Raw genomic sequence first — 10,965 nt, 5'->3', positions numbered from 1 at the left:
CACCAAACGTCGAGCGCTTCGCCGTCTTGAGCAATTAGGGTACCAGGTCCAATTACAGCAGGCAGCAGAGACGGCATGATCTCTGCTGCCTGCTTTTGTGGAGCGGCTATTTTCAGGAGAATAAAAGGAATGATAAACAAAAAAAGGGAGGAGGAATTCGGCACGCAGGGGAGAGGACAGAGCGTCGGGCAGCGATGTAGGTGCGTGCCAAGGCCGCAGCCGAGGTGCGCTTTCCTCATCCTCGTACGATATGCTCACACGTAGGTCCATCCGTACCGCATCATCATGCCAGAGGCGAGATTACGGTACGATGAACGGGAAAGCGTACCTCGGTTGCGACCTCGGGACGCACCTACACTTCTCCATCATCATTGCAGGTATGTGAACCGTATTGGGGAGCACCCTGAACCATGAAGTTGGGAGCAATTTCAGGAGAAGCATGCCCAATAGGGCATAAAATGAACAAAAACGTAGGTGCGTCCCAAGGCCGCAGCCGAGGTGCGCTTTCCTCATCCTCGTACGATACACTCACCCCCAGGCTCCGATCCCATCAAATCCCATCAGATCCCATCATGTCAGCGCGTTGAGGCGAGAGGGTGGTACGTGAACGGGAATGCGTTCCGAGGTCGCAACCGAGGTACGCACCTACGTTTTTCCATCATCATTGCAGGTATGGGAACCGTATTGGGGAGCACCCTGCACCATGAGGTTGGAAGTGAACAAAAGGCAACAATAACTTAGTCTTGATGCGGCCTCATAGGATCATCTTCTTGTGGTTGTATGTTCGGGGTACTAGTGGTGTTACAGGTTGTGTTGTTTGGACGATTGTTAAGGCGAGCCGAGATCTAATCTGGCTACAGGGAATTTAGAATATTTGAGGATGTATGGATAAAACTCAGAGAGTGGTTTCTCCGGGTGAATCTCTGCTTGCTACCCTCTATCAACAATATGCACCAATAATTCTTGTTTATATACGGTCATTTGTGAGTTCAAAAGAGGATGCAGAAGACTTGCTCATTGAGGTGTTTATAGGGGCCGCTAACAATCAGTGCCTGGCGTCGATGAGCGCGAAGGAACAACTTACCTGGCTGCGGAGTGTTGCCCATAATAAGGTTATTGATCAGTATCGTCGTACCTATCGTCAGCCTGTCTCTTCTTCGTTAGACGATATCGCTGATACGCTCTTTGACGAAGATGATGCGCTCCCTGAACAGGTGGCTGTTCGCAATGAAAAGTATGCTCTGCTGCAACGATATCTGGCATCCTTGCCGGAAACGCAGCAGAAGATTTTGTGGCTCCGCTTTGGTCAGGGGATGAGCTCAAAAGAAATAGGTGAAATACTCAATAAAAGTGATACTGCTATTCGTATGTTGCTCTCGCGTACCCTGAATTTCTTGCGTAACATGTATGCACATACTGATGGAGGCAAACATCCTGATGAATAGTCATGATAAATCGTTTGAGCCCGATGCCGTTGATGAACAGGTGCAGAAGCTCCTGAAAAAGCCAGGGCCCTTAAAAAAAAGGAAATCTGTCAGCGCTCGTATGGTTCAGGATCTCCAGGATGTTTATGCTGAAAATGCCTCTATTATGGATCGTGCGTGGAAACGTATCGCCGCTGAGACGGATGAGCCAACCGGGACCAGCAACAGGGTTCCATTTTATCCTGGGCAAACCGGGCATTTTGGTTCTGTACCCGCTAAGCAGCAGGGCGGCGCTTCAAAGCGGACAAGACGGGCAAGCCAGCGTATCATGAATACTTTCGCATTGGGTCTGGTGGCCGGGCTTCTGCTCGCAAGCATGGGGATGGTCTTTACTTTGATGAAGAACAAGCAGATGGAAACCTCGAATACAACCTCGCAGGGCATTTATAGCCATCAGATTAATCCAGCTACAGGAGCGGATGAGATTATTAAAAGAAATCCAACCACGGGAGCGGCCGTATGGCGCTATTCGTTTCCGGCCCATACCACCATGGTAGATCAAAGCCTTGTCGATCAAGCTCTGTATGCTGTTACCACCAATGATGTTATTTATGCCATTAATGCTGGTACAGGAAGGGCAAATTGGATGAGGTCGCTCCCTCCCAATTCATCCAGGGAAGGGTCTCTGCCGCAAAAAATTGTGGGAAGCGCTCACATGGTTGCCGTGATAACCTCCCAGACTGTATATAAATTAAATTCCACCAGCGGGCGGATCATCGGTTCCTATGCGATCCCTGCTGTCGTGAACAATCCAGGGACAAGGCCGTCGGTACTTGTAGAAGGTGATACGTTCTATGTCATTGTTGCCAATAATCTCTATGCCTATCAGCTTGTAGATGGATCACCACGCTGGAGTCAACCGCTGGCGGCGACCTCTGCTTCAAAACAGACCTCTGCTTCAAAGCTTGCTCCTACTTCAATGCAGACCTACGCTTCAAACCTGGCCTTTGCAGATAATACGGTGTATGTGGCATCGTGGCGACCAGCCAACTCCGTCTACCTTACCACATTCGATGCGAGAACAGGAAATGTGCTCTCCAATAGTGTCTATATGCCAGTTTTTCTTAGCTATGCTCCCGTAATGACACAGACGAGCATTTCGATTACTGTACATAAAGGAATCGTTTATGGGAGTTTTACTTTTCAGGATAATGCCTCTCATATTCCATCTTTTTTGTTTGCCTATGATGTAAAGCTTGATCAAGCTCTCTGGCATAGCTTTTCTCTCTTTTCATCTATCAATGGACAATTGCAATTTGATGCAGGAAATGTCTATGTTGCTGGTTTCAGCAGCGTTGCAGGTGGTGGCAGTATCGCCGCGTTTGATGGACAAACGGGTGTCATGAAATGGCATAGCCCGACGGATGGGCAAGTGCAGTCGCTGACGTTTCAGGATGGCGTTGTCTACGTTACGACAAATACGACTACCTTCGCCTTGAATGAATCCGATGGATCTTCCATCTGGCAAAAAAACATGAGTGATGGATGATGCGCTATCTCAGAATGCAGGGAAATAAGGACCACCTCATCTGTATCAGTGGGTAAACCACTCCACTCTGTACCCACTGGGGCGAACAGAACAGAGGGACATAGAAAGTAAAATATACCCGTTCTTTGTACCCATGTAAAAATGAAAGGAGAACGTCTGGTTACAGTACGCTATCCACTCAACACATACTGCCAACCGGACAACCTGTAAACATATATGGATAGTGAAAATAAGCAGCAAGCAACCGGGCAGACATCTTTATTGGCCCGGTCAGAGATACCATCCCAGATCGACGCGGAAAGCGCTCCTCCATTGCCTGCGCGCAGTGCGCGAAAAAAAGCCCGCAAACGACGTTGGAAAAGAATTGTATTGACAATATTCACGGTCATAACCGTCATCCTCTCCCTGATGATAGGAATGTCGTATTTCTATTATCAGCAGCAATTGCCAAAAGTAGATCTCTATGTGCATGAAGATATCCCACAGGATACCCACATCTATGATCGTAACAATGTCCTGCTCTACGATGCCTATGATCAAAACCAGACGACGGGCGGCAGGAGAGTGGCTGTAACGCTACAAGACATTCCTAAAGTGATGCAGGATGCCATGGTCGCAACAGAGGATAGAGGATTTTGGACTGAGCCTGGCGTGAATGTGCAGAGTATTACCCGTGCGGCTATGAGTGGTTATGGTGGAGGTAGTACCATAACGCAGCAGGTGATCAAAAATCTCTCTCATAATGATCAGCCCTCGTTCAAACGCAAGCTGCAAGAGGCCATGCTTGCGCTGGGTCTGACGCAAAAATATAGTAAGGCTCAAATCCTTAATATCTATTTTAACGTTGCCCCTTTTGGTTCTTTTGATGTTGGAGTCGAATCTGCTGCCGAAGTGTTTTTTCATCTGGAACGTTCCTGCCTGGGGAATGGTTCCTGCAAGCCGGGGATCGAACGTCTGGAATATACCGATAAAGGACAACATGATCCTGTTTTGGGTCTGGCACGTGCCTCTTTATTGGCTGCCATGCCTAATTCTCCAGGCACAATTGATCCAACGCTTGGTCCACGGGCGAAGCAGAAGGCCCTGGCTCGCCAAAAGATTGTGCTGCAGGCGATGATCTCGCAACATATGAGCGTTGATGGGCAGCCCATCACGCTTGCGATGGCAAGGCAGGCGGAAGATATCATGAGCCATACCAATTTTGAGCCATTCCAACATACAAAGCGTGCTCCCCACTTTGTTGACTGGGTGATTAATCAGGTGGCGTTGCAACTGGGGAATGGGGACTATGTCAAGGGCATCTATCTATTCGAACACGGTGGTTTCACAATTCGCACCACCCTGGATGTGAATCTGGAGGAATATGTCGAGCGTGCTGTTGACCAGCATCTCAACAAGCCCGATTATCAATATTATCCTTTATCATTGCGTGGAAATCAGATCCTCAGCAGCAAGTTCAACATCCATAGCGCGGCCGTCGTGGTAATGAATGCCAGAACCGGAGAGGTCCTGGCAATGGACGGTGGTGCTGATTATAACTCCACCGATCCCAGGATTGGCGGAGAATACAACATGGCCGCTCCTCCTCTCGGCGACGCCAACAATCCCTCGGGCCGTCCTCCAGGGGCTACCATGTTACCCATCGATGACGCAATTGCCATTGGAATGAATAAGGAGAACAACGGACCGGTAAAGGCACTTCCCGATGCTTTTAGCAATGCATTGCTGCAATCAGACATCTCTCTGGGCGTGAAAGCCGCCGCCTATGCAGGTTCCACAGCGATGCGTGCTACCATACAGCGGCTAGGCATCGCTGTACCAAAAGATACAGGAACAAACTTTGCAAACTTCGCAGCAGGCTCACAGAATGTATCGCTCTTACAGATGACCAGCGCGTATCAGGTGCTGGCTGACCAGGGGCAACGCGTGCCACCAGTAGGCGTGCTGGATATCTACAATCGCAATGGACAGGATGTCTATCATTATAATCCTGCGCAGCCACCGACTGTGCAGGTGTTTCCTGCATCGACTGCCCAGACGATTACGACCGCCTTGAGTGATGAACCGGATCGAGCGGACAAAATTGGCGATGATGCACTGTATTCATTTGCTGATCAGGATGCACAATGCGCCACAAGTTTTACCTGTAAATATCCCGTTGCGCTCCAGAGCAGTAACACGGATGAAGCGGAGGAGGGCAATACGGCGATTGGTTATACAGCAAATGTCGTGGTTGGCACCTGGGTTGGCAATGTCAATGGGGCGCGCATGAATAGTGCCGTTGTCGGCTCAACGGGTGCCGTGCCTATCTGGCATAGTGTGATCGAACGCGCCCTTGGCTGGTGTGGAACGCAAGCCACAGCCAGCACCTACTTCCGCTCGGATCATATTCCCTGTGGCCCCACTCCTCATCTCCAACTCTCGTCGCATTCATGAATGGAGGGGCGAGATCTGGTCTGGCCGGGATGGATGGTTGGTTGGTTGGTTGGTTGGTTGGTGGATATGTCCGGTCCGTCCTCCATCATGCTCTCGTTATTTGGCGGTCCAGCCGCCGTCGATGACGAGGGCGGAGCCGGTGACGAAGGCAGCTTCGTCTGAGGCGAGGTAGAGGGCAGCGCTGGCGATCTCTTCAGGCCGTCCCATGCGTCCAATCGGCTGGCGGGCGTGGAGTTTGGCAAGCTCTTCATCTTTGGTGTCGGCGAAGCTGCGCGCAAGGTAGCCGTCGACAAAAGGGGTATGCACGGTGCCGGGACAGATGGCGTTGACGCGGATGTTTTGCTGCACAAAGTCCATGGCGACCGAGCGGGTGATACTGATCACTGCTCCCTTGCTGGCGCTATAGGGCAGGCGGCGCTCAATGCCGATCATGCCAGCCACGGAGGCGATATTGACGATCACCCCGCCCTGTGGCTCTTGCGCGACCATATGTTTGACGGCTTCGCGTGCACAGAGAAAGGTTCCGGCGGCATTGATGCCCATCACACGCTTCCAATCTGTCAGCGTAGTCTCAAGGATATTCCCAACGTGGCTGACGCCTGCGTTATTGACCAGGATGTCCAGCCGTCCATGCTCCTGTACGACCTGTGCGAAGACCGTTGCCACCTGCTCCTCATTGGCGATATCGATCTGGATCGCCTGCGCCTGCCCCGCGCGCGCCTGGATCTCCCCAACCACCGCCTGCGCGGCCTCCAACTGGATATCCGCCACCAGCACATGCGCGCCCTGTTGCGCGTAGAGCAAGGCGATCTCACGCCCGATGCCTGAACCTGAACCTGTCACCAATGCTATCTTATGATCCAAACGAAACATACATTGTCCCTTCTTCCTGTGAACAGCATGAGCGAATACATCTCCGCTCCTTCTTTTCTTTTTTCTCTTTTTTTGCCTCGGCTTCCGATGCTGAAAGGCATGTCGAAGCGGTCCGCTCCAGTCAAAGCGTAACATATGACAAGAGCAACGGACAAGGTGTGGACGGCATTGCTTTCACCTGCATCTCGAAAAGCCGACGAAGTTTGTATGGCGGGATAAAGCAAGCGGTGATTTGCCATTGGGATGGTATGGCGCGCTATAATGTCGGTAGGGAAGATATACTTTTCGTCATGTATGAAAGGATCGATAATGAAATCAGCTTTAATTGTCTGGGGAGGTTGGGAAGGCCATGAGCCACAGCAAGGGGCAGAATTGTTCGCATCGTTTTTGCGCGAGCATGATTATCAGGTAGAAGTAGCGGCGGATCTGGCTGTGCTCAGCGATAATGCGAAGTTGCGTGCGCTGGATCTAATTGTACCGATCTGGACGATGGGCACGATTACTGCGGAACAGGAGCAGAGCCTGCTGGATGCCGTTCAGAGCGGCGTTGGTATCGCGGGCTGGCATGGCTGTATGGCGGATTCCTTCCGCAATAATACCGCCTATCAGTTTATGGTTGGCGGACAATGGGTCGCGCATCCCGGCAATATCATCGACTATAGCGTTAATATCGTCAAGCACGATGATCCCATCGTGGCTGGCTTGCAGGACTTCCAGATGCATTCTGAGCAATATTATATGCATGTCGACCCCATAATCGAAGTCCTGGCAACCACCACCTTCGATGGCAGCCACGCACCGTGGATCGCCGGGACCGTCATGCCGGTTGTCTGGAAGAAACAATGGGGCGAAGGCCGTGTCTTCTTCTCCTCACTGGGACACGTCGTTAGCGACTTCAATGTCCCTGAAGCCCTCACCATCATGCAGCGCGGCCTGCTCTGGGCCAGTCGCTAAAGCAACGCAGGCAACGGCTCTGTACGGACCTGTGCTGCGCTCCGTGCCGCACCTACGTTTTTGTTATATAGCACCATCTATGATGGAAAACGTAGGTGCGGCACGAACGCCAGTGAGTCCCGCTTCCCCTTGCTCGCACGATGCCCTCGCCCGAATGATCTTCGTATACCCGAAGGGCCTTCGGGTATAAATAAATTGTGTTGGGGATGTTACAGAGAGTTTGGCCGAGATGATGGTACGATGAACGGGAAAGCGGGACTCCGCTGCGGCGTCGTGCCGCACCTACGTTTTCCATCATAGATGACAATCCCGAAAAATATGTCGGCTCCGGCAATAATGTACAGGGGCGTTGGTGCGGCCTGTTGTCGATAGCATTTTGTTCTGAATAGGGGCTTGACAGGGGGGTGGTTGGTGTGTATTATAGACATATTCAGTCTGTAATTGAGGTGATGGTTTGAAGTATTCTAAAGCGACGAATTATGCGTTACATACGATGCTGTACTTTATGATGGCACCTGCCGGGAAGACTATCGGGGTGCAGCCGCTGGCAGAGTTACAGGAGATTTCTCCGACGTATCTGTCGAAGATTCTGACCAAACTGGTGAAGGCCGGTATGATTGAGTCTACTCCGGGGGTGAATGGCGGCTATACGCTGCTGGTTCCGAAGGAGGATGTGTCTTTTCTGAGGGTTATCCAGGCCATTGAGGGCAATGCGTCCCTGTTACATTGTGATCTGGGACATGTCAGCGCTGGATGCCTGATACAGGAGACGATGGCTGCTGCGGAGCAGTCTATGGAGCAGTATTTGCAGGAGAAGAAGCTGGTGGATCTGCTGCAAAATTTTGATCAGGAACATCCTCAGGAGCATGTTGCAAGGATTATGGCTGCTTTTCACTAAATTTTTTTGACCAATCATAGCTATTATAAATCTATAATAGCTATGATTGAAGTGGAGAAGGAACTTTGTTGTTTTCTGTTGTCAGGCTATAACGACGGAGATAAGGTAGGCGATATAGCCTGCCAGGAGCAGAGCACCCATCCAGCGGGTGATCTTTCCGTGCCAGATGAGCAGGAGCAGTATCAGATGAACGGTGATCATGATTGGCAATGCAATCATGACTTCCTGGCGGTTGACGGGGAGTGGATGTATGGCGGCGGCCAGTCCCAGTGTCACGAGTAGATTGTAGGCGAATGAGCCCAGGATACCGCCTACCAGCATGTCAGAACGTCGTTTGCGGGCCGCGCTGATCCCCAGGGCGATCATCTCGGCTCCGGTTCCCAGCGAGACGATGGTGGCTCCTACCACTCCCTGGCTGAGTCCAGACATTACCGTCAGGCGTAGCGCCCCCTCTACGATAGCTGGTCCTCCCACGGCCATGGCGATCAGACCACCGCAGGTCAGTAAGACCGCTTTCCCCCGCAGACGAGGATGCTCATCGTCGTCGTCGTCGTCCTCAGCTTCCGCCATACGCTTGACCGCTTCCCGGTCGGTCCGCAAGAGGAAGATGGTATAGCCGATAAATACGGCCAGGAGCAGCACGCCTGCCAGTTGTGTGATGATGCCGAGCCAGAGGAGCGCGATAGGAAACAGGGAGACCAGGGATGCGATGAGCGCCTGTCGCCGTACATTGCGGTCGATAGTCATAGGGAAGATGAGCGCTGAAAGTCCCAACGCTGCGGCCGTGATGGTGATATTGGTTCCGATCACATTGCCAATTGCCAGACTCGGGGCACCACGCGCCGACGCAATGGCGGCGGTAAGCATTTCCTCCGGCTCCAGTCCCGCCAGCAGGACACCGGTGACCAGCGCGCTGATCCCCAGAGCACGAGCCAGATCGCTCGCGCCATCGAGAAACCAATCAGCGCCCATAATCAGTAGTCCGGTCCCGACAATAAGCAATGCAAGCGTGATAAGAGTTGGAAGCATTACAATACCTTTCCTCGATAAATGTAGGCGCACCTTTACCGTGCGGTATTTATTATACACCGCTCCCGCATGATATTCAGTATGCACTGCTAGAAAGGCAATACCGCTTCCATAAAGAGAATCATGAAGAGAAGTGTAGGTGCGTGCCAGGGCCGCAGCCGAGGTGCGCTTTCCTCATCATCGTACGATCTGCTCGCCCGTAGGTACATCCGTACCCCAATATTCGCGTTTGGGGAAATCATCGAGCATCGGCCTTCGCTGACGCTTCGTGCGATGCCTACGTTTCTGATCATTTGAGGTATTTCCCCAAATAAATGGTTGACTTGTGGCTTTCTTTTGGGTATACTCCGTTTAACGTAGTAATACGTCTGACGATATAGCGTTGGACGTAACAGTATTGGGAGTTTGCTGAGATATGGAGACGTTTAATCTGGGTCGCTTTTCTGATCCTTCGATTCTGATTCTAGCAAGCCTGGCGGGAAGCTCTAAGCACGGCTATGCGATTATGGAGGATGTGGAGTCCTTTGCGGGCGTGCATCTGGGACCAGGCACGCTGTATGGGGCTATTGCCCGTCTGGAGTCGCAGGGATTTATTGAACCTCTGCCCGTGGAGGAGCGGCGGCGTCCCTATCGTTTGACGGCCAGCGGGATTGCATTCCTGCACGAGCAACTGAGCGGTCTGGAGTCGTTTGCGAGCATGGGTTTACAACGCTTGCGATTGGCGGGCCCGGGCCTATGAAACTGGCACACTATCTGATCCGGCTATATCCGCACCACTGGCGTAGTCGCTATGAAGAAGAGTTCCTGTTTCTGTTGGAGGAGCGACCACTTTCGCTGGTGGATGATCTTGATCTCTTGCGTGGCGCGCTGGATGCTCATCTGCATCCCCATCTTGGAACCGCCGCGTTACCATGGCTGGAAAGGATGAAGTATATGTTGTCGATCCTGCGCCGCTCGGTACTGATGATGTTCTGCGCGTATTGTATTTTTATTCTGGCGGGTATCTCATTTCAGAAGTTGACTGAGGATCAGTCTTTTGCCGCTGCGGCTCAATCCCATGCTGTGGTGGGCCTGATGTTTAATCTGGTGGTGATTGGATCGGTGGTGGCGTTGCTGGCTCTGGTGGTCGGTGGCTTGCCGATTGTGGTCTCGATGCTACGAGATGCGTTCACCCGCAGGCGCTATGGTATCCTGCTGCTGCTTGTGACGCCGATCCTCGCGCTGGCGATCTTTATCGGTATTATCAAGATCCTGATGTTTGTGGGACTCGCGGCCCTGCCGATCTCTCTTTCGAGAGGCATCTTTATCGGCGTCTATTTTGGCGCTGCCGCCGTCAGTATTGTCGCGCCCTATTTTGCGGTTGCCCGAAGCGACATTCCTGTCCGCCTGTTGCGCTTTACGATCCTGCCGTCGCTGCTGCTGACCCTGGCGATGAGTATGATGCTGCTGGCGACCCTCACCTGGGGATTAAGCCTGCGCAATACTGTCCCGCTGCTCTTCAATGGCAATGCTGGGATGTTTGGTACCAGCACCGCACGGGCCTGGATCGGCATCGTGATCGTCATGTCTGTCGCCACGATCCTGGCGCTCATTGCGCTGGTGCACAGCATCTCCGCTCGCTCGATCCTCCCGACGGAAATGCAAATCGAGATCCAGGAATGAGTAGAAGCCACCCTTCAGAACTTATCCGAAAACCTACAAGGAGGAAACGCGATCACATTGTTGAAAGCAAATGAGCGCACAAGCCAAGCACAACAAGGTCTGATAGGAACGCGGGCGCTTCTCCCAGCGGATCAGCAGAC

The 10,965-nt window shown here is 52.1% G+C and carries 10 protein-coding genes; 7 read left to right on the top strand and 3 right to left on the bottom strand.

Annotated elements, in window-relative coordinates; translation table 11 throughout:
- Positions 1-239, bottom strand: a 239-nt coding sequence (locus F1593_RS29130; RefSeq protein WP_216368995.1) for a hypothetical protein, incomplete at its 3' end; no start/stop codon positions are given.
- Between the two features lie 645 nt (positions 240-884).
- Here F1593_RS29130 and F1593_RS26015 point away from each other — a divergent pair.
- The 3 genes from F1593_RS26015 (at position 885) to F1593_RS26005 (ending at position 5,409) form a co-directional block, all read left to right on the top strand.
- Positions 885-1,445: an RNA polymerase sigma factor gene (locus tag F1593_RS26015; RefSeq protein ID WP_149404478.1), complete on the top strand. Its 561-nt coding sequence runs from the start codon at positions 885-887 to the stop codon at positions 1,443-1,445.
- Positions 1,438-2,973: an outer membrane protein assembly factor BamB family protein gene (locus F1593_RS26010; RefSeq protein WP_172632461.1), complete on the top strand. Its 1,536-nt coding sequence runs from the start codon at positions 1,438-1,440 to the stop codon at positions 2,971-2,973. Before F1593_RS26015 ends, F1593_RS26010 begins: the two co-directional genes overlap by 8 nt.
- A gap of 216 nt (positions 2,974-3,189) precedes the next feature.
- A complete protein-coding gene (locus F1593_RS26005; RefSeq protein ID WP_149404476.1) occupies positions 3,190-5,409 on the top strand; it encodes a transglycosylase domain-containing protein in 2,220 nt (739 codons plus the stop codon).
- A 96-nt stretch (positions 5,410-5,505) separates the two neighbouring features.
- Here F1593_RS26005 and F1593_RS26000 read toward each other — a convergent pair whose 3' ends face one another.
- The gene (locus F1593_RS26000; protein ID WP_149404475.1) at positions 5,506-6,282 is read right to left on the bottom strand and encodes an SDR family NAD(P)-dependent oxidoreductase; all 777 of its coding nucleotides are present in this window, start codon (positions 6,280-6,282) and stop codon (positions 5,506-5,508) included.
- Between the two features lie 309 nt (positions 6,283-6,591).
- On the opposite strand from F1593_RS26000, the gene F1593_RS25995 reads away from it, so the two are divergent.
- Positions 6,592-7,236, top strand: coding sequence for a ThuA domain-containing protein (locus F1593_RS25995; protein ID WP_149404474.1), 645 nt, complete (start codon positions 6,592-6,594; stop codon positions 7,234-7,236).
- 454 nt (positions 7,237-7,690) lie between these two features.
- Positions 7,691-8,134, top strand: a complete 444-nt coding sequence (locus tag F1593_RS25990; protein WP_149404473.1) for an RrF2 family transcriptional regulator — start codon at positions 7,691-7,693, stop codon at positions 8,132-8,134.
- A gap of 81 nt (positions 8,135-8,215) precedes the next feature.
- Here the strand turns inward: F1593_RS25990 and F1593_RS25985 are convergent, their stop codons facing one another.
- Complete coding sequence (locus F1593_RS25985; RefSeq protein WP_149404472.1) at positions 8,216-9,163, bottom strand: sodium:calcium antiporter; 948 nt, start codon at positions 9,161-9,163, stop codon at positions 8,216-8,218.
- Positions 9,164-9,578: 415 nt separating this feature from the next.
- Between F1593_RS25985 and F1593_RS25980 the strand changes: the two genes are divergently transcribed.
- Both F1593_RS25980 and F1593_RS25975 read left to right on the top strand, forming a co-directional pair.
- A complete protein-coding gene (locus F1593_RS25980) occupies positions 9,579-9,902 on the top strand; it encodes a PadR family transcriptional regulator (protein ID WP_149404471.1) in 324 nt (107 codons plus the stop codon).
- Positions 9,899-10,825: a hypothetical protein gene (locus tag F1593_RS25975; RefSeq protein WP_149404470.1), complete on the top strand. Its 927-nt coding sequence runs from the start codon at positions 9,899-9,901 to the stop codon at positions 10,823-10,825. The genes F1593_RS25980 and F1593_RS25975 overlap by 4 nt, the downstream gene beginning before the upstream one ends.
- The last annotated feature ends 140 nt before the right edge of the window (positions 10,826-10,965 follow it).

This window comes from Dictyobacter arantiisoli (assembly GCF_008326305.1).
Taxonomy (GTDB): domain Bacteria; phylum Chloroflexota; class Ktedonobacteria; order Ktedonobacterales; family Ktedonobacteraceae; genus Dictyobacter; species Dictyobacter arantiisoli.
This window is presented reverse-complemented; position numbering and strand designations above follow the sequence as displayed.